Source organism: Aminipila terrae, assembly GCF_010120715.1.
In the GTDB taxonomy this organism is placed as follows: domain Bacteria; phylum Bacillota; class Clostridia; order Peptostreptococcales; family Anaerovoracaceae; genus Aminipila; species Aminipila terrae.
The window spans coordinates 1,943,432-1,964,490 of the sequence record NZ_CP047591.1; the positions used below are offsets into that span (position 1 = coordinate 1,943,432).

Below are 21,059 nucleotides of genomic sequence, written 5' to 3' on the forward strand. Positions count from 1 at the left end.
AGATATGAAATTTCAAATTATTGATGCTTTTTCTGATAAAATTTTTGGAGGAAACCCGGCAGGTGTGGTTTTACTTGATGAGGGACAGGAATTCCCTTCTGATGATATCATGCTTAAAACAGCAGCGGAATTACGTTATTCGGAAACAGCTTTTATAAAAAGAGTAGGGCAGGAAAAGTTCAATATCAGATATTTTACTCCTGCTGCTGAGGTGGATTTATGTGGACATGCCACAATTGGTTCTTTTGGTGCAATGATGGAATGGGCAATCGTTTCCACCAATGGGAAGTATAGCCTTGAAACTTTAGCAGGCTGTTTAAAAGTAGAAATCAAGGATGGCTTTATTTTCATGGAGATGGGCGAGCCTGTGAATAAGGGTACAATTACTGATGAGAATAAAAAAGCAGAACTGGCAGCTGTAATGGGAATCAGGGCAGAAGATATTATTATGGATCCAGAACTGATTTCTACAGGATTGCCAGACATTATGCTGGGAGTTGGCTCAAAAAATGTGCTGAATCATATAAAACCTGATTTTGCAGCATTGGCCAGGTTATCTGAAGTATATCAGGTAACTGGGGTACATGCTTTTTCACTTGGGGAAGAAGGTAGTGGAATCACAGCAGATTGTAGAAATTTTGCTCCTTTATATGACATTGATGAAGAAGCAGCAACGGGCACCTCAAATGGAGCATTAACTTATTACCTATATGAAAAAGGAATCATAAAGCCAGGAGAAACAAATATTTTTCTCCAGGGAGAAGCCATGAACAGACCCTCCAAGATAATGAGCAGACTGTCCGTGACAGGGATTAAGCCTGAGATTTATGTAGGAGGAGTTTATAAAAAACTTGTTGAAGGTAAAATTGACATATAAAAAGCGGGATGTTTCATTCATCCCGCTTTTATATTAACGTAAATGCTTATTTAATAAATCAATGAATGTATCAATAAACTCATCTTTTGAGAATATTGCCCGAGCGCTTGTATTGTTACCACCGCCTTTGCCCTGATAGATTGCAGCATTATCTTTAACCAGTTTACCGCAATCTATTTTTCCATTGGAAAACAAAAGAACAGTATTGTCAGTTCTGCAGATGATTGCCAGTACTTTGGTAAGGTAAGGAATCATAGCTCTGCCTATATTCAGAAGGTCATCAATTTTCATGTCATTATATTCTTTTGTAATAACAGCATCCTGATCAGATATAGCATTTAAAGACTCTAAATAAGCTGTGAGAGCAAAGATTCGCTCTTTGATGACAGATTGCTTAAGAACATAGAGCTCATTCCTTACAGCCTTGTTTTTTTCTTCCTGACCTGACATTTTATCCAGTAAGTCTTTGGACCCTGCAGAATACTTATTGTTAAGAGTAGTAAGTATTTCATGGTAGGAGTCAAAAATCTCCATGGCCCTTCTGCCTGCTTCACAATAGATTCGGAACATTCCTTTATAATTTTCTACCTTTAGGATTTTAATAAGTCCCACCTGACCTGCAGAACCCGGATGAGTCCCACAACAGGCAACGCAGTCAGCAGGATTATTAACATCTCCAACACAGACGATAGTAATATCTTCATCAATAGCCAGGGGTTTTCGAAGCGGCAAATCGGCAGCTTCCGCCTGAGTTTTAAAATGGCGCATAATTACTGGAGCATCAGACCAGATTACCTGATTTGCAAAGTATTCTGCTTCTTTAGCCATTTCCCAGGTTAGTGTTTTTATCTCCGGCATTGCTTCTAAACTGATGTCGATAGTCATATAGTCCTCGCCCATATGAAAACCCCTGTTTATACCACCGTATTCTCTATAAAGTATACCGGATAGGATATGCTCCCCACAATGCCTCTGCATGTTTAGAAACCTGTGTTCCCAGTTTATTTGGCAAGAAACTTCATCCCCGATATCCCATACTATATTGCTGTTGTCACATGATAAGCAATGAAATATTATACCAGCTTTTTCATATACATCCACAACCTCAAGATTGTTAATTTTTCCTTTATCACAGCTCTGCCCCCACCTGTTGGGAAGAAAATAGTCTGATTCAGAACCAAAGTGATAAGGTTTCCTGATTGAGTTACATCAACTATATTGGATATACAATTTTTTAAATAGGGATTTTTTTGATAAAGCTTATTTGTATTCATAAAAATTCTCCTTGTAATTATGAAATTATTATAACACAAATTAGTAATTCTGTTATATAATAATTTTAAAGATGTACTAGTTTGCTCTTAAATCAACCAAAGGAATAGGACAAAAAGCTTTCTGCATATATTTAGGCAGGGAGGCGGAAGATATGAGAGTAAACAGGAAAGTAAATAAGCTAAAATATATAATTTGCATAGTAACTCTTTGCTTTGTTACGGCTGCTGTGCCAATGTACCACGATGTTCTGAGAAGTGTTGAAAGAATTACATCTGCTGATGTTATTGTTATAGATCCAGGTCACGGAGGTATGGATGGGGGAGCAGAAAGCGCAGATGGTGTTACAGAAAAGAATATAAATCTGGCTATTGCAAAAAATCTTGAAGAATTAGCCAGAGCAGATGGCTGGAATGTTATCATGACCAGAAATGAAGATATAAGCCTTGGGGAAGAAGCAAAAGGGTCAATCCGAAGCAAAAAAACAAAAGACTTATTGGAGAGAAAAAGAATCATTTCGGAAGTGAAGCCTACAGCTACGGTGAGCATCCATTTAAATAGTTTTAAAGAGGACAGAAGCGTACACGGAGCACAAGTATTTTATCCATCTGGTTCAGAAAAGGAACCTGTTATAGCAGAAAGTAAACGTTTAGCAGAAATCGTCCAGGAATCCCTGAATAAAGGGATAGAAAATGGAACAGAACGTATTGTGCTTAGTAAATCTGGCGTGTTGATTCTGAAAAATCCCAGTTCCCCAATTATTATTGTAGAATGTGGTTTTTTGTCAAACAGCCAGGAAGCCAGACAATTGGAGAATGAAGAATATCAGAAAAAAATAGCGGGCTGCATTTATGAAGGAATAATGGCGTTTAGCAATAAAGAAGCAAAAAAGGACATAAAAATTCTTGACAGCTTATAAAAAAGCAGTTTTAAATAATACAATGTAACTTGTGGATAAGTATGAACTGACACCCTTAAATTTCGATATAAGTGTTGAAAAACAAGCACATGCGGGCTGTTAACATATCCACAGACACAAGTGAATAAAATTGTATACAATTAATAGAAGAGGTGTGGAAAACTGTGCTAGTCCCTTAAATACTCCAATTTATGGGCTGTTGAAAAATGTTTCGAACATACAACTGAGGGTTTACATAATTTAATAATCTGGATACATAAAAGAGAAATTTTGGAGGTGCACATGTTAAAAGAAAAAAGCTATTTTAGAGAGGAATTGCCAATAAATGTAATAACTGCACATATTGAGGAATACCCCATACATTTCCATGATGACTTGGAAGTGGTTTATGTTTTAGAAGGATCTGTGAATTTAAAAAATGGGTACTATAATTATCTTCTAAAGCAGGGAGATATATTTATTTTAAATGACAGGGAAATACATAGCTTTACCAAGACTGGTGAGGATAATATGGTTATGATGCTTCAAATGAATTTATCCTATTTTTCTAATTACTATGGCAACTTGAAAAACAATTTTTTTGTTACAGATATGCACGACGATGATGAAAGTTTAGATGTACTTCGAAACATACTGGGTCGTATTATGATGGAAGTCATAGAAAAAGGATACGGATATGAACATAAAGTCATAGAGAGTACACACAACCTTTTAGCATGTTTATTGTCTGACTTTCAGTATTTTGTCATGGAAGACGGTAAATTTATAAATGAAACTAAAAACAAGGCAAATAAAGTGCTCGCTGGCCGTCTGAGAAGAATTACTGATTATATGTATGAAAACTATACAAGAAAACTTACATTAAATGAGATAGCAGATCGTGAGCACTTAAGTATTTATTATTTGTCCCATGTGATAAAAGAAGCTACAGGCCTTAGCTTTCAGGATTTACTTAGTTTCATAAGGGTTGAGGAATCAGAAAAACTCTTACTTGGCACAAATAAGAAGATTGGAGCCATATCTGAAGAGATGGGTTTTTCTGCAGTCCGATATTATATCAAGCATTTTAAAACTTGGTTCAATATGCACCCACAGGAATATAGGAAGAAATTTGCGGACAAGCCTAATAAAAGGGAAACAACAGCCCGATATATCAGATGCTCTCCTATGGAAATTGAGGATGCCATCAGAAAACAGGTGAAAGGTGTTTATAGTGATTACATCAAAGGAAAGAAGCCAGATCCTGTTATTGTGGATTTAGATATACAATCCGCTTTAGATGAAAAGTCAAAAGAAGATCTATTTATTGGGCAGTTATTGGAAAAGGATGAGATGAAACCTATAGCAAGGCCTTATAATCTGATGAAAAGTCTGAAAGAAACCATGCTTGCATCAGGGGCAAATTATATCATTACTACAAGCAGCCAGAACCCTGAAGAAATTAACAGTATCAGTATTTTGGTATATAATATAAATGATTTTATAAGAACTGAACTACAGAATGCAGAAAATCGTGAAAAAATTTATGAAATTTGTTCCCAGTATGAAGAAGAGGGAGAGTTTTTAATAAAGTGCCAGGGCTTATCCGGAGATTTCAATGTAAGCCGGTATAAAATATCACAGAAAAATATTGTGACGGCTTATCAGGAAGGATTAAGAGCACCAGGAGTGGCCAGCAAGAGAGAAACTTTAATCAGCAGCTGGTCTACTTTGCCAGATGTGGAATTCAGTACTGTTACAACTTCTGAGGCATTAAGCATACGGTCCACAATGAGAGGAATAAGCGCTGAAATCATTCTCATAGACAGAAGGTAAGATGCATAGATAAGTATATAATAAGAAATGAAAAAGGCTGTTTTGATACAGCCTTTTTTTATTCTCTTATAAACTCCAGAAAGTCTTCGAAGTCATCAAAGTCACTCTGGATAAACTCATAGAGAATAGGTTCTTTAAATTCATATTTGGCAATCATGGAAAGATATCCTTTTAATGGACTTTTTCTTAAATCCATTTCCAGGGATTGGATTCCCCGGACATTATAACTGGCGATAATCATCTGGCCAAAATCAGAGATATAAAACATTCCATATACATCCTCATTTAATCGGAATATAGGCTTATCTACATGAGAATTGTTTTTATTGAATGCCAGAAACAGTCTGCCGTTTTCGTGTATTGTCATCATGGCATTGGTGGTAATTTCAGCCAGACTGCTGTCTATAAAATCATCATTATCGGTTTCCAGATCGTATACTGTGATATATTCCGGCCTTGACAGCATCATTGCTGCTTCAGCGGCACTGACCTTAAAATCAGAACCCTTTTTAAACTCTGAAATAAGGAGTGAATCAACGGTGACTTCTGATACGACAATGTGATAACTTCCACTGCTTTCAATTAAAGATTCACATAAATAAGAATTATTTTCTTTATCATTTATATCAATAGTATTTTTGCATAATGTTGAGATCGGATAATCTGAATATATGTCCACAGGGGTCCGTCCATTGGTCAGAAACTTTGCAGCATAATAATCGTGGCCAAAGCAACGCATTAAAAAGTAGTTGATTATCTGATAATCCGAATGAATGGGATCACACATTTTTTTCATTAAGTCATGTTTTTCTTTCAGGCTAAGAGTAACATCCTTCTGTAAGATGAATTCGTACTCCTCCTTGCCTTTTGGCAATGGTATGGCCAGATCCTGATTGGCTTTGGCATATTCCTGTACTAAATGACAGGCTTCGGCTTCACCTATTTTTATTTTTTTGCCCCCAAGACCGCCTAGCAGTGCACTTTCAATTACGGTGATTTCTTCTATGTCATTTCCCACAATGCTTTTATATGTCTCGAATCCATATTCTTCTGCGTCAAAATAAAAGAACTGGTGAAAATCCGAGCTTATGTTTTCATCTTCAATTCCCCAATGTATATAAAGACCTGTGACACCCATAAGTCTTGTATCTGTAATGTAAGCACTAATAAACTGTTTGTTACTGTGCAGAGGGGAATCCATTCCACCTCTTATAACTTTAAACTTTCTATCCAATATTACCTATCCTTTTCTATACTATAATAAATTTAGTATAACCCAAAAGGTTATATATTGACAATATGCTATTTGTGGATATAATATAATAAGAAAACGACAATAGAGATGAAAAGTACAAAGTACTTAAATCTCTTAAATAACCCCTTATCAAGAGTGGCGGAGGGAATAGGCCCTGCGATGCCCGGCAACCTGTGTATTTGACATGCGCTTGCAATCAGATATAAAAGGTGCTAAATCCTACAGAAGTTGGTATTCTGGAAGATGAGGAAAGATTATCTAATACGAAAAATCGGACCTCTTTCTTAAGAGGTTATTTTAGTTTTTTGGATAAAATTATTGTTAAAGTAATTTAAAAAAGAAAGGACGTAGCGTTATGAAAAGATTATTTACTTCAGAATCAGTAACAGAAGGACACCCTGACAAAATCTGTGACCAGATTTCAGATGCTATACTTGATGCTATTTATTCTCAGGATCCTTATGGAAGAGTGGCAGCAGAGACAACTACAACCACAGGCTATGCTATGGTAATGGGAGAGATTACCACAAATTGTTATATCGATATTCCCAAAATAGTACGACAAGTCATTTGTGATATCGGATATACAAAGAGTGAATATGGTTTTGACGGAAACACTTGTGCTGTTTTAACGGCAATAGATGAACAGTCTGGCGATATTGCCATGGGTGTGGACAAGGCATTAGAATACAAGGAAGGTTCCATGAATGACCTGATTGAAGAAACAGGTGCAGGTGACCAGGGTATTATGTTTGGTTTTGCATGTAACGAAACACCAGAGTTAATGCCTATGCCGATTTCTCTTGCCCATAAGCTTGCATTACAGCTTACAAAGGTAAGAAAAGATGGAACTATTAACTATCTAAGACCAGATGGAAAAACACAGGTAACTGTTGAGTATGATGGGGATAAGGTAAAAAGAGTGGACACTGTTCTTATTTCAACCCAGCATGATCCGGAAGCAACTCAGGAGCAAATCAGAAAAGATTTGATTGAAAAGGTTATTAAGCCTGTTATTCCAGCAGAGCTTTTGGATAATGAAACAAAGTATTTCGTAAATCCTACTGGCCGGTTTGTAATCGGAGGACCCCATGGTGATTCAGGCCTTACAGGAAGAAAGATTATTGTGGACACCTATGGCGGATATGCAAGACATGGCGGTGGTGCATTCAGTGGTAAAGACCCTACAAAAGTTGACCGTTCAGCAACCTATGCAGCAAGATACGTTGCAAAAAATATTGTTGCTGCGGGCCTGGCAGATAAATGTGAAATTGAACTGGCTTATGCTATTGGTGTGGCAAAACCGGTATCTGTTCTTGTTGACACTTTTGGAACAGGAAAAGTATCTGATGAAACAATCACTGAGCTGGTAAACAAACATTTTGACTTAAGACCAGCAGCCATTATCAGAGATTTAGACTTAAGAAGACCTATTTACAGACAGGTTGCTGCTTATGGGCACTTTGGAAGAACGGATATTGACATTCCTTGGGAAAAGACAGACAAGGCTGCAGCTTTAAAGCAGGATGCAGGATTATAAAATCCAGAAAATTAAGGGAAACATGATTATGTGAAGCAAAGCTGTCTCTATGAAATGTAGAGACAGCTTTTGTTGTTTAATCACAAAAAATTTTTGAAAATTGTTGCATTACACAAAAAAATGCGTATAATATTAAATTATACGCTAAAAACAAAATAAAATTTTGTGAGTTTAGCATTGCAAGAAATAATGAATATTATATATTACGAACAAATGTATAGAGGAGGGATTTCCGGTGGGAATCAAAGTTGCAAAGTTTGGCGGCTCGTCTGTAGCCGATGCTATACAGCTTACAAAGACAAAAGAAATAATAGAAGCAGATAAAGACCGAAGATATGTGGTTGTATCTGCTCCCGGAAAGCGGTACGATCAGGACAATAAGATTACAGATCTTTTATATTTATGTAAAACTCACATAGAACATAATTTACCTTATGAACAGGTATTTCAGGTGATTTGTGACAGATATATGGCGATGGAAATTAATCTTGGAGTAGAGGTGGATCTGCTGAAGGAATTTGATGAAATCAAAAGAAATCTTCAGGAAGGAGCTTCCCAGGATTATATAGCCAGCAGAGGGGAATATCTTAATGCCCTTATGACAGCAGCTATGCTTGGTTACGATTTTGTGGATGCTGCTGGCTTAATTTTATTTGATGAGAGGGGTAAATTCCTCTCTGAAGAAACAAATAAAGCTTTAGGAGAAGCACTGAAAAAACATGAAAGAGCTGTTATTCCAGGCTTTTATGGAACCTACCCAAGTGGAAAGATTAAAACCTTTTCCAGAGGAGGCTCTGATATAACAGGTGCAATTGTTGCCAGAGCTGTTGGTGCTGAAGTTTATGAAAACTGGACAGATGTATCCGGATTTTTAATGGCTGATCCAAGAATCGTTAAGAATTCCAAGCCAATCAGCAGAATATCTTATAAAGAACTAAGAGAACTTTCTTATATGGGAGCGTCTGTATTACATGAAGATGCTATTTATCCTGCAAGAATTGCCGGAATACCTATAAATATTAGAAATACTAATATTCCAACAGACCCTGGTACAGTGATTGACGCTGAGGTGGCTGTTCAAAAAGATCAGATTATAACTGGTATTGCCGGAAGTAAAGACTTTTCAGTTATTGCCATTTATAAAAACGGGCTAAGCCAGGAAAGTGGTTTTATCAGGCGTCTTAGCAGTATCCTGGAGGACTACGATATTGCTATTGAGCATATGCCTAGTGGCATAGATACAGTTTCTGTTGTAGTTTCAGATAAAAGCATTGATGGTAAACTGGATGATGTTATTGAAGAAATAAAGAGAAAGCTTGATCCGGGCAGTATTGATATTTTTGATGATATGTCACTTATTGCCACCGTAGGTGCAGGCATGTCCAAAAGACTTGGTGTATCCGCTACTTTATTTACAGCTCTTGCAGAAGCAGGCGTAAATATACGGATGATTGACCAGGGGTCCAGTGAAATGAACATTATAGTAGGTGTTGAGACAAAAGACTTTAACCGGGCCATACATGCCATTTATGATGCCTTTGTGCAATAACCAAAAGACAGAATACTTTACAGCGGGCTAATACCCCGCTGTTTTTATAAACAGAGATTGGAACACATAAGGCTGTTCTAGAGAGAAGGTGTGAGGATTTTATGCCACTGATTATACCAGATAAATTACCTGCAGGTGATTTACTGCAGAAAGAAAATATATTTGTGATGCATGATGCGGTAGCTGTGAAGCAGGATATCAGGCCTCTCCGAATCCTGATGGTGAATCTGATGCCAGACAAGGCAGCTACGGAAACACAGTTGGCAAGAGTTCTGGCAAATTCTCCACTGCAGGTGGAGCTTACTTTAGTAAGGATGGGCAGCCATGATTCTAAAAATGTGCTGGAGGAATATCTGGATACCTTTTATAAAACCTTTCAGGAAATTAAAGATGAACGGTTCGACGGAATGATTTTAACCGGTGCTCCAGTAGAAACCTTAAGCTTTGAACAAGTGGATTACTGGGATGAACTGTGCGCTATATTAGAATATTCAAAAACACATATATACAGCAATATGTATATTTGTTGGGGCGCCCAGGCAGCACTTTATTATCATTTTGGTATCAATAAGTACCCGATGGATAAGAAACTGTTTGGGGTGTTTGAACACAAAGTAATTCGTGCCCATACCCCTTTAATGAGAGGATTTGATGATGCTTTCTGGGCCCCTCATTCCAGATATACCCAGGTACTTAAAACAGATATAGAATCCCATGCTGAAATCAGGATTCTGGCAGAATCAGAAGAGGCAGGACCCCATATTCTGGCTACTGATAATGGAAGACAGATCTTCATTATGGGCCATCAGGAGTATGACAGAGAGACCCTGGGGTTGGAATATTACAGGGACGTGCAAAAAGGAATTCCGGTTGATGTGCCTAAGAACTATTTTAAGGAGGACCAGCCGGGGAAGGATGTCATCGTGAGATGGAGGGGGCATGCAAGTATGTTGTTCGCCAATTGGCTGAATTACTACGTATATCAGGAAACGCCATATGATTTAACACAGTTAAAGTAAATTGAAACCTTTTATATCCAAATATATATCCGCTTTTTATTGTCTATACTGCTGGTGCTACCGGAATTATCATTTTTACTTAAATCCCGGTAGCTTTTTGCATCTTTACTCGTTAGTTTTAACACATTGTTAGCTTTTTTATTGAAATGGCTACCATAAAGTTTCAACTTTTATAAAAATACGGTAGGATTTGCCCAAAATGCTACCGAGGATTTTGTTTTTTTATAATTATAAGAGCAAAAACTTATTCTGGGTTTGTTTTAGTGTGTCCATGTTTTTTAATCACTTGTGCGCCAGCCCTTTTTTTTCTTCACAAAACCCACAAATAGTATTCATTAAACATCAACATTTTTATGTTACATTCATAGAAATCAATTTAAAACAGAGTATTTGTTATTAAAGTAATGTAATAAAAAAATTGAGGAGAAAGAATGAATAAAATAAGAGAAAAAATAATAAATACCAGAAGCATCAGAATGCTGATACAGGTGGCGGGTTTTATTGCTTTTACAGGCCTTTTTACATTGATATATGGAAGTCTGAAAAGCCTTTATATCTGTACCATGAAAGGAAACTTTGATTTGACTGCCTCCATTCCCCAATTAATCATTATTACTGTAATTTTCCTGACTACCATTTTATTTGGAAGATTTTTCTGTGGCTGGATATGTGCCTTTGGCACGTTGATGGATTTTCTTCATTTTATTTCATACAAGATTACCCGAAAGAAAATTATTGTAAACCACCGGATTGATAACACTTTAAAATATTTGAAATATGTAGTTCTTGCAATGTCCATAATTTTTATCTGGACCTTGGGAATGAACTTATTTGAAGGAAGTAATCCATGGGATGTATTCGGCACTTATACCTCTCTGGGAGACACGCCATCTTTGACTGAATATATGAAAAGTAACTGGGTTGGAGCAGCCACTCTAGCAGTAATCATGGCAGGGGGGCTATTTATAGAAAGGTTCTTTTGCAGATATTTATGTCCATTGGGTGCGCTTTTTACTATATTGTCTAAGTTTCGTATAATGAAAATAAGAAAAGAGAAAAACCATTGTGGTAAATGTAATATCTGCAGTGAATCCTGCAGTATGGGAATTTATATAAATCCCATAGATATCGTTCATTCGGGGGAATGCATAAATTGTTTAAAATGTATCCACAAGTGCCCGGGAGAAAACTTAAATACTTCAGTTGGCAAGAAGCAATTAAGTAAGAGGATTATAACTGCATTAGCCGTTTTTACTCTATTATTATGCGCAGCCGCTTACTATGGGGCAACTTATATTGATTCTATCCAGACATCAGATTCAGGTAAAGCAAATATATCTGAACTAACTAAACAAAGTACGGGTACTTATCAAGATGGTACTTATGAAGGAACAGGAACCGGATTTAAGGGGACAACCACAGTTTCCGTAACGATTAAGAATGGTTATATAACAGATATAGCTACAGTATCCACAAATGATGATAAACCATATTATAACAGGGCCTTCAGCAGCATGGTTCAGCAGATCATTTCAACACAGAATGTAGGTGTTGATTCTGTCACAGGAGCAACTTTCAGCAGTAATGGAATAAGGAATGCTGTGGCTGATGCGCTGGGTCAGGAGTACCAAAATAATAACGACCAGATACAGCGAGGGCATAGTGGGCCCGGCAGCCATGGAGAATATGGGAAAAAGAATGGAACAAATTAAAAATAATCTGGGGGGATTGCCCCCTTTTCTTTTTCTCCTAAATGAGGTATAATATTATGCTACAGTATACATAAATAATATGAGTGCACAGGCACAGATTACAAAGGAATTTATACAGGAGGTATAAATGGGAGGGAGTATATTTACTTCGATAGTAGCAATTGTGGTTTTAATCATATTGTCGGCATACTTTTCAGCCACTGAAACGGCTTTCACATCTTTAAACAGAATAAGAATGAAGAGTCTTGCCGGAGCAGGAAGTAAAAAGGCAAAGCAGGTTCTTGTGCTGGAAGAAAACTATGACAGACTTCTTACAACAATCCTGATAGGCAACACTGCAGCCAACATTACCATGACATCAATTGCAACTGTACTGTTTGTAAAATTATATGGATCTTACGGTGCAACACTTTCAACAGTAATCATTACAATTATCGTTTTAATCTTTGGGGAAATAACACCAAAAATCATTGCAAAAGAGGCCCCTGAAAAATTCTCTATGTTTTCCGTACCATTTCTCAGAATTTTACTGGTAATAATGAAGCCACTTAATTTTATATTTGCGCAGTGGAAAAAAATTATTAAAAAAGTATTTAAAGTTCATGATGAAAGGACTATAACTGATGACGAGCTTATAACAATTGTGGAAGAAGCAGAGACAGAAGGCAGTCTGGATGAAGACAGAAGTGAATTGATTCAAAATGCAATTGAGTTTAATGAACTGGAAGCTTATGATGTGCTGACTCCGAGAGTTGATGTGGAGGCTATAGAAATAGATGAGAAAAAGGAGGAGGTGGCAAAGATATTTTTAGAAACAGGATTTTCAAGGCTACCGGTCTATGAAGAAAATATGGACAAAATTGTAGGGGTTTTAAACCAGAAAGACTTTCACAATTTTGTAATTGGCCATGATAAAGAAATCTCTGATTATGTTACCCCCGTTGTTTTTACACCTGGTTCCATAAGAATTGCTACGCTTTTGAAAAGAATGCAGAAAGCAAAGACTCACATTGCTGTTGTTGTGGATGAATATGGCGGCACAGAGGGTATCGTAACAATGGAAGACATCATTGAAGAACTGGTAGGTGAAATCTTTGATGAACATGACGCTACTGCTTCACAGGAAATCCTTCAGATTTATGATGGAAGTTACAGAGTCCTTGGTGGAGCAAGTGTTGAAAAAATGTTTGATTTCTTCGGATTAGAGTATGAAGAAATGGATGTTACTACAGCCAATGGATGGGTTGTGGTGAATCTTGACAAATTACCGGAAGCCGGAGATTCATTTGAATATGAAAATTTAAAAGTTAGAGTAACCAAGGCAGATGGAAAAAGAGCCTTAGAGATAAATGTGGTTGTGATGCCACTAGAAACAGAAAGGGAAGAAGGACTAAGAAAATGGGATTAATGGAAAAAATCTTTGGAGATTTAAATGTTAAAGAAGTTAGAAGAATTGAAAAAATAGTAGACAAAGTTGAGGCACTGGATCAGGACATGCAGACTCTTACTGATGAACAGCTTAAGGCAAAAACTTCTGAATTTAAAGAAAGATATCAAAATGGAGAATCACTGGATGATTTACTGCCAGAAGCTTTTGCGGTGTGCAGAGAAGGTGCTGTCAGAAGTTTAGGTATGAAACATTTCAGAGTTCAGCTGATTGGTGGTGTAGCACTGCATCAGGGAAGAATTGCTGAAATGAAAACAGGTGAAGGTAAAACTTTAGTTGCTACACTGGCGGCATACCTGAATGCGCTTAGCGGCGATGGTGTTCACGTTGTTACAGTAAATGATTATCTGGCAAAACGTGATATGGAATGGATGGGAAAGCTTTATACGTTCCTGGGTCTGACAGTAGGCTGCGTTATTCATGATGTAACAGGAGAAGACAGAAAAGCAGCTTATGAAGCGGATATTACTTACGGAACCAACAATGAATTCGGTTTTGACTACTTAAGAGATAACATGGTTACTTACCGTGAAGAAATGTCTCAGAGAGAACAACTGAATTATGCTATTGTGGACGAAGTGGACTCTATCCTCATTGATGAAGCCAGAACGCCTCTTATTATTTCTGGACAGGGAGCAAAATCTACGGATTTATATGGAGTAGCAGATAAGTTTGTAACAAGGCTGCGAAATGAAGAAGACTTTACCATTGAAGAAAAGGACAAAACAGTTGCTCTTACCGAGGAAGGTGTAGCCAAGTGTGAAAGAGAATTTGGTATTGAAAACTTCTCCGATCCTGAAAACATGGAAATAAACCATCACGTTCTTCAGGCATTAAAAGCAAGAAATTTAATGAAGCGTGATGTTGACTATATTGTAAAAGACGATGAAATAGTAATCGTTGATGAATTTACCGGACGTTTAATGTTTGGACGTAGATACAGTGACGGACTGCATCAGGCTATTGAAGCAAAAGAAGGTGTTCTGGTTCGTTCAGAATCAAAGACATTAGCTACGATAACCCTTCAGAACTACTTCAGAATGTATAACAAGCTGGCCGGTATGACAGGTACTGCCAAGACAGAAGAAGATGAATTCAGAGAAATTTATAACATGGATGTTGTAGTTATTCCAACTAATAGAGAAATTGCAAGAACAGACCTTCAGGATTCTATCTACGCTACAGAAAAAGGTAAATTTAAAGCTATAGCTGAAAGAATTGCAGAAGTTCACGCAACAGGACAACCAGTTCTGGTAGGTACCATTTCTATTGAAAAATCAGAATTAATCAGTGACATGCTTAGAAAGCGCGGTGTAAAACACAACGTATTGAATGCTAAACAGCACGAAAAGGAAGCAGAGATTGTTGCTGAAGCAGGTCGTCAGAATGCCGTAACCATTGCAACAAATATGGCTGGCCGAGGTACCGATATTCTTCTTGGAGGTAATCCTGAATTCGAAGCAAAACGTGAAATGAAGAGACAGGGATTCAGTGATGAAGCTATTTCCTTTGCCACTTCATTTGTGTCAACCAATGATCCGGAACTGATACAAGCGAGAAATACGTTTAATGAGTTAAACGAAAAGTTTAAAGCTGAAAGAGCTGAAGAACAGCAGCAGGTAAGAGAGCTGGGAGGACTTTGTATCATTGGTACAGAACGCCATGAGTCAAGAAGAATTGATAACCAGTTAAGAGGTCGTGCGGGACGTCAGGGAGACCCTGGATGTACACAGTTCTTCCTATCCCTTGAAGATGAACTGATGCGACTGTTTGGTGGCGAGAAGATTCAGACTCTGGTAGAAAAACTGGGAGTTGAAGAAGATGAAGCTATTGAAGCAGGCATGCTTACAAAGCGTATTGAAGCAGCCCAGAAAAAAGTAGAAGGCAAGAACTTCTATATCAGAAAATATGTATTACAGTATGATAATGTTATGAACAAACAGCGTCAGATTATTTATGAAGAAAGACGTAAGGTATTGTTCGGAGAAGATTTAAGAGAGCATATTAAAAATATGACTCAGGAATTAATTGATGAAATGGTTGATCCGATCACTGTGGCATCAAGATATTCAGAAGAATGGGATTTAACTACCCTGGGCAAGAACCTGAAGAAAATCTGTGACAGATTTAATGAGCATCTGCCTTATACGAAAGAAGAAGCTGAGAATCTTACTGCAGATCAGTTAAAAGAAGACCTTTATGCAGAATTTGAAAGACTTTATGATGAAAAAGAAGCTGAAATCGGTATAGACAGAATGCGTGAGCTGGAAAGAATGATTCTGATCAGAGTAGTGGACAATAAATGGATGGATCATATCGATGATATGGATCAGCTTAGAAATGGTATCAACCTTCGTGCGCTGGGTCAGCAGGATCCGGCAGCAGCTTACTCTAATGAAGGATTTGATATGTTTGAACTGATGATTCAGGCTATTAAAGAAGATACGGTTAAGTTCTGTTACAATGTTACTATCCAGACCAATGCCGAAAGGAAGAAAATCATTGAAGTGGGTGAAGGTAGAAAAGAAGACTATCATGGAGAAGGTATGGCCAGTGGTATTTCCACAGGTTCAATGCCTGGCGAGACCGAGGTACCAGAAAGAGAACAGAAACACGAGCCAATCAGAAGAACAGAAGAAAAGATTGGAAGAAATGATCCGTGTCCTTGCGGTAGTGGTAAGAAGTATAAGAATTGCTGCATGAATAAATAAATAAGAAAGGAATTTTATATGGTTGAATTAGATCAGATAAAATATGAGCTGCCTGCTGCAAAGGCAAATTTGACAGAGGTAGGTGAGTCTCTTTGACCTGGCCAACTTAGAAAACAGGTTAGAGGAAATAGAAATAAAGACTCAGGTAGAAGGGTTTTGGGATAATCGTGAGGCAGCACAAAAACTGCTGAAGGAAAAAAAATCCTTAGAAAACAAAATAAATAGCTATAAAAGTCTGAAGCAGGATTTAGAAGATATCGAAGTGCTGATTGAAATGGCCGAAGAAAGTGAAACAGATTCCGCAGGGGAAGAAAATTTCACGATAGCAGAAGAAATAAGAGAAGTTTATGAGAACTATAAAACTAAGGCAGAAGAAATAAGACTGAAAACACTTCTTACCGGGGAATTTGATCACAACAGTGCTATCTTTACGATCCACGCAGGTACTGGTGGTGTTGATGCCATGGACTGGGCGGAAATGCTCCTTCGTATGTATACACGCTGGGCTGAAAAAAGAGGTTATAGCACTAAGATAATTGACCTTCAGGATGATACAGAAGCAGGAATTAAAAGTGCTACTGTAATCGTGGAAGGTGAAAACGCTTATGGGTATTTAAAAAATGAACGGGGAGTACACCGGCTGGTCCGTATTTCTCCCTTTAATGCCCAGGGAAAAAGGCAGACCTCTTTTGCTATGCTGGAAGTCATGCCTGAACTAGACGACGATATAAATATAGAAATAGATCCTGAAGATTTACGAATAGACACTTACCGCTCCAGTGGTGCAGGAGGCCAGCATGTAAATAAAACAGATTCGGCTATCCGGATTACCCATCTGCCCACCAATATTGTTGTTACCTGTCAGAATGAACGGAGCCAGCACCAGAACAAAGATATGGCAATGAAGGTTTTAAAGGCAAAACTCACGGAACTGGCAGAACAGCAGCACAAGGAAAATCTTAAAGAACTTAAGGGAGATTTTTCGCAAAATACGTGGGGGAGCCAGATTCGTTCCTATGTGTTCCAGCCATATACAATGGTGAAAGACCACAGGACGGGGCAGAGGTAGGAAACGTTCAGGCTGTTATGGATGGAGAGATTGATTATTTTATCAATGAGAAGTTAAAATTTAAGGATTAAAAAGTAAGCTTAGATAAAGGGAAAAAGGATATAAAAATGAATATTATTGAAAAATTAGCGCAGGAATTCTCTGTTAAAATTTCACAGGTTGAAAATACCGTACAGCTGATAGATGACGGCAATACTATTCCATTTATTGCACGTTACAGAAAAGAAGTAACAGGGGGACTTTCAGATGTAATCTTACGTGACATGGATGAAAGGCTAACTTATCTGCGAAATCTTGAAGCCAGAAAAGAAGAAGTTACACGGCTTATTGATGAGCAGGGGAAACTGACAGAAGAGTTAAAGGCTGAAATTGAAAAAGCGGAAGTATTACAGAGGGTAGAGGATCTTTATAAGCCTTATAAGCAGAAGAAGGCTACAAGAGCCTCTAAGGCCAAAGAGAAAGGTCTTGAACCTTTAGCGCTTGTTTTTTATGCACAGGAAATGGAATCGGGCAGCATTGAAGATCTGGCTGCACCGTACATAAATGAAGAAAAAGGTGTTGAAAACGCAGAACAGGCTATTCAGGGTGCTATGGATATTATTGCGGAAATGATTGCAGATCACCCGGAAATAACAGCTATGGTTCGTGAAAAGACACAGAAATCCGGACTGATTTCAGCAGAAGCTACAGATCCTGAGGAAAAAACGGTTTATGATATGTATTATGGACATCAGGAAAGTATTGATAAAATTCCCAATCATAGAATCCTGGCAATAAACAGAGGGGAAAAAGAGAAGAAACTTAAGGTGAAAGTAATAGCACCAGTAGAAGAACTTCAGTTAATGCTGGAAAAGGCAGTTATTGCCAACGAAAAATCTATATTTGTCCAGATGTTAACGGACACCATTACAGATGCATATAAGAGATTAATGGCTCCTTCCATTGAAAGAGAAATGCGGAATCTTCTGACTGAAAGAGCAGAGCTGGATGCGGTGAAAGTATTTGCAAAAAATACCGAGAAGCTTTTAATGGTTCCACCAGTAAACGGGGCAAGAATCATCAGTATTGACCCAGGATACAGAACTGGCTGCAAAGTGGCCGTTTTAAATGAAACTGGCAAACTTTTGGCTTATGCTACGGTATATCCCACAGAGCCTAAAAAAGACATTGCGGGAACAGAAGCTGCTTTAAAGAAATTAATAGATAAGTTTAAGATTAATACCATTGTAATCGGTAATGGGACTGCTTCCAGGGAAACCGAAGAGGTAGTTGCAGAATTCCTTAAAAAGAATGATTATAACATTAACTATACCATTGTAAATGAGGCAGGAGCCTCCGTTTACTCTGCATCAAAACTGGCTACTGAAGAATATCCGGACCTGGATGTGACTACGAGGGGCGCCATGTCTCTGGGAAGAAGGCTTCAGGATCCTTTGGCAGAACTGGTTAAGATATCACCAAAAAGCATTGGTGTAGGTCAATATCAGCACGATATAGACCAGAATCTTTTAGATGGGGCACTGACAAATGTAGTAGAAGATTGTGTAAACAGGGTAGGTGTTGATCTGAATACGGCATCCCCTTCTCTTCTGTCCTATATTGCAGGAATTAATATGGGCATTGCAAAGAATATTGTTTCCTACAGAGAAGAGACTGGTAGATTTACAAACAGAAAAGAACTTTTAAAAGTTTCAAAACTGGGTGAAAAAACTTATAAACAATGTGCGGGCTTTATGCGAATAGCAGACGGAGTAAATCCGCTGGACGCAACATCTGTCCATCCAGAGTCTTATGAAGCTGCTGATGTAGTGCTTCAAAAACTTGGAATTGATAAGGAGCAGATCAGACAGGGGGGAGTAGGCGACATTGAAGAGAAAATCTGTGAAGCCTATCCTGCTGCGAAAAAACAGGTAAAAGTTGAGCCGGGAACAAAAGGCCTTGCTGCCTTAGCCGTGTTAAAGGAGACAAAGAAAGAAGATCCTAAAAAGGGCCTGGGGAAGAGCATTGAAAAGCTTGCTGAAGAAGTGGGAATTGGAGCCTTGACTCTAAAGGATATCATAGAGGAAATCAAGAAGCCAGCAAGAGACCCCAGAGAAGATGCACCAGCTGTGGTGTTCAGAAATGATGTAAGAAGTTTTGAAGACTTAAAGGTTGGTATGGAAATGATGGGAACAGTCCGCAATGTTGTGGATTTTGGCGCTTTTGTTGACATAGGAGTGAAAAATGATGGACTGGTTCATATCTCTGAAATCAGTAATAAATTTATTAAACACCCTATGGATGCTGTATCCGTGGGAGATACAGTAAAGGTTAAGATCTTAAGTGTGGACTATGACAGACAAAAAATTGCCCTGACTATGAAGTTATAATAAATTCCACGTTAAAGGAAGAGAATTAATTAAAAAACAGCGATTAAGTGCAGTTAGTGATAACTGCACTTTTGTGTTCCCTGGGTGAAAGTTAGATGTGAAGTGTGTGAAAGTACTTACCAGATAATGTATTTGTGCGATATATTAAAATATATTAAATTGTCATTATCTGATTTAAGGAAAGAAGGTTTAAAGATGATTGAATCCGTAGGAAACAGCATAACTGATTATGCCAGACAGGAAAGAGAACTGCTGGCAAGCAAAGAAAACAGTGTAAAGAGTGCAGATACTAAAGAAGTTTCTGCTTCCGGCGATGCAGCAGCTATCGCAGAGTCCCAGCAGCAAATTTCAGATACTTCTCCGGTGAAAACCAAAGCTCCCCAGTATGATACTGTTGAAATCAGTGAAGAGGGCATGAAAATGGCCAGACAGCAGGCAAGTAGTGATACTGCAGCCTTGAAATCTGCAGTATCCACAAGTTCGGTTGAGGACTCCCAGAAGAGTTCATCAACATCTACCCAGGATTTGTCTTCTTATACGGAGAAACAACTGGATAAGATGGTAGATGAGGGGACAATTACTCAGGCCGAGAAAAATGCAGAGCTGGCAAGGCGTGCAGCTAAAGAAGCCGGAAAACAACAAAATAGTGACAACAGTACTTTAAATCCAGAGGAGATGGCAAATGTTTCAGCACAGGATACTGAAAGTGATGACGAATAAGATAGCGTACCTTGTATAATCCCAGTGATTGTGATAAAATAGCAAAGATATTAAATAAGGGAGAATACAATGAACAGGATTAATACGATATTATTTGATTTTGATGGTACTGTTATGAATACCAATGAACTTATCCTAGGTTCATGGCAGCATACCTTTAAGACTATCATGGGAAAAGAGGGAGATCCCGAGGCTATTCAAAGAACCTTTGGAGAAACACTGGCAAAGAGTATGAATGATTTCTTCCCTGAATTTCCTTTGGACGATGCAATAGAAATTTACAGAGGATATCAGGCGGGCAGGTTTGCGGACGTTATATCGCCCTTTCCAGGTATGATTGAATTGATTAAAGAACTGAACAGGCAGGGATATAAAACAGCAGTAGTTACTTCAAGACTGAGACCAACTACTATGGAAGGCCTTGAAAAGTATAAACTGGACACTATCTTAGATGAAATTGTTACCATGGAGGATTGTACAAAACATAAACCGGATCCGGAACCAGCTCTTATTGCTTTAGAGAAATTGGGTTCAAAACCTGAAGAATCCATGATGATTGGTGACAGTAAATTTGACATTGGCTGTGCTAACAATGCAGGTGTTACCTCTGTCCTTGTGGATTGGGCAGTGGCCATATATGATAAGGAAAAGGAAGGTATTTTTAAGCCGGATTTTGTCATTAAAAAGGCTGAAGATATATTAAAAATTTTACAAATTTAAAACGGTTTAGGGTCATATGTAAAATACATAAAAAAAGAGGGTTCAGATTGTGATGATATCATCAA

General features: G+C 37.9%; 15 protein-coding genes, 1 pseudogene and 1 riboswitch. Of the genes and pseudogenes, 13 read left to right on the forward strand and 3 right to left on the reverse strand.

Annotated features, from left to right (window positions below):
• The first annotated feature begins 4 nt into the window (after positions 1–4).
• Entirely contained in the window at positions 5–877 is an 873-nt protein-coding gene (locus tag Ami3637_RS09215; RefSeq protein WP_162362314.1) for a PhzF family phenazine biosynthesis protein, read from the forward strand.
• Between the two features lie 33 nt (positions 878–910).
• Here the strand turns inward: Ami3637_RS09215 and Ami3637_RS09220 are convergent, their stop codons facing one another.
• Together Ami3637_RS09220 and Ami3637_RS09225 are read right to left on the reverse strand one after the other, a co-directional pair.
• A complete protein-coding gene (locus Ami3637_RS09220) occupies positions 911–1,777 on the reverse strand; it encodes an alanine--tRNA ligase (protein ID WP_162362315.1) in 867 nt (288 codons plus the stop codon).
• A 173-nt stretch (positions 1,778–1,950) separates the two neighbouring features.
• Positions 1,951–2,151 carry a hypothetical protein gene (locus tag Ami3637_RS09225; RefSeq protein ID WP_162362316.1) on the reverse strand — a complete coding sequence of 67 codons (201 nt, stop codon included), beginning with the start codon at positions 2,149–2,151 and terminating at the stop codon, positions 1,951–1,953.
• A 152-nt stretch (positions 2,152–2,303) separates the two neighbouring features.
• On the opposite strand from Ami3637_RS09225, the gene Ami3637_RS09230 reads away from it, so the two are divergent.
• Both Ami3637_RS09230 and Ami3637_RS09235 read left to right on the forward strand, forming a co-directional pair.
• Positions 2,304–3,068, forward strand: coding sequence for an N-acetylmuramoyl-L-alanine amidase (locus Ami3637_RS09230; protein ID WP_162362317.1), 765 nt, complete (start codon positions 2,304–2,306; stop codon positions 3,066–3,068).
• 282 nt (positions 3,069–3,350) lie between these two features.
• Entirely contained in the window at positions 3,351–4,883 is a 1,533-nt protein-coding gene (locus Ami3637_RS09235; protein ID WP_162362318.1) for an AraC family transcriptional regulator, read from the forward strand.
• A 58-nt stretch (positions 4,884–4,941) separates the two neighbouring features.
• Here Ami3637_RS09235 and Ami3637_RS09240 read toward each other — a convergent pair whose 3' ends face one another.
• Complete coding sequence (locus Ami3637_RS09240; RefSeq protein WP_162362319.1) at positions 4,942–6,117, reverse strand: hypothetical protein; 1,176 nt, start codon at positions 6,115–6,117, stop codon at positions 4,942–4,944.
• Positions 6,118–6,261: 144 nt separating this feature from the next.
• A riboswitch (SAM riboswitch) is annotated at positions 6,262–6,388 on the forward strand.
• A gap of 105 nt (positions 6,389–6,493) precedes the next feature.
• On the opposite strand from Ami3637_RS09240, the gene metK reads away from it, so the two are divergent.
• The 10 genes and pseudogenes from metK (at position 6,494) to Ami3637_RS09290 (ending at position 20,994) form a co-directional block, all read left to right on the forward strand.
• Positions 6,494–7,678, forward strand: a complete 1,185-nt coding sequence (gene metK, locus Ami3637_RS09245; RefSeq protein ID WP_162362320.1) for a methionine adenosyltransferase — start codon at positions 6,494–6,496, stop codon at positions 7,676–7,678.
• Between the two features lie 235 nt (positions 7,679–7,913).
• Entirely contained in the window at positions 7,914–9,227 is a 1,314-nt protein-coding gene (locus Ami3637_RS09250) for an aspartate kinase (RefSeq protein ID WP_162362321.1), read from the forward strand.
• A 101-nt stretch (positions 9,228–9,328) separates the two neighbouring features.
• Positions 9,329–10,246 (forward strand): homoserine O-acetyltransferase MetA, encoded by a 918-nt coding sequence (gene metA, locus Ami3637_RS09255; RefSeq protein ID WP_162362322.1) that lies wholly within the window; start codon positions 9,329–9,331, stop codon positions 10,244–10,246.
• A gap of 431 nt (positions 10,247–10,677) precedes the next feature.
• Complete coding sequence (locus Ami3637_RS09260; protein WP_162362323.1) at positions 10,678–11,958, forward strand: 4Fe-4S binding protein; 1,281 nt, start codon at positions 10,678–10,680, stop codon at positions 11,956–11,958.
• Positions 11,959–12,085: 127 nt separating this feature from the next.
• Positions 12,086–13,366 carry an HlyC/CorC family transporter gene (locus Ami3637_RS09265; protein ID WP_162362324.1) on the forward strand — a complete coding sequence of 427 codons (1,281 nt, stop codon included), beginning with the start codon at positions 12,086–12,088 and terminating at the stop codon, positions 13,364–13,366.
• Positions 13,357–16,116, forward strand: a complete 2,760-nt coding sequence (gene secA, locus Ami3637_RS09270; RefSeq protein ID WP_162362325.1) for a preprotein translocase subunit SecA — start codon at positions 13,357–13,359, stop codon at positions 16,114–16,116. Before Ami3637_RS09265 ends, secA begins: the two co-directional genes overlap by 10 nt.
• 18 nt (positions 16,117–16,134) lie before the next feature.
• Positions 16,135–17,256, forward strand: a pseudogene (gene prfB / locus Ami3637_RS09275) (peptide chain release factor 2).
• Between the two features lie 36 nt (positions 17,257–17,292).
• Positions 17,293–19,554, forward strand: coding sequence for a Tex family protein (locus tag Ami3637_RS09280; protein ID WP_162362326.1), 2,262 nt, complete (start codon positions 17,293–17,295; stop codon positions 19,552–19,554).
• A gap of 195 nt (positions 19,555–19,749) precedes the next feature.
• Positions 19,750–20,274 carry a hypothetical protein gene (locus Ami3637_RS09285; protein ID WP_162362327.1) on the forward strand — a complete coding sequence of 175 codons (525 nt, stop codon included), beginning with the start codon at positions 19,750–19,752 and terminating at the stop codon, positions 20,272–20,274.
• Positions 20,275–20,343: 69 nt separating this feature from the next.
• Positions 20,344–20,994 (forward strand): HAD-IA family hydrolase, encoded by a 651-nt coding sequence (locus tag Ami3637_RS09290; RefSeq protein WP_162362328.1) that lies wholly within the window; start codon positions 20,344–20,346, stop codon positions 20,992–20,994.
• The last annotated feature ends 65 nt before the right edge of the window (positions 20,995–21,059 follow it).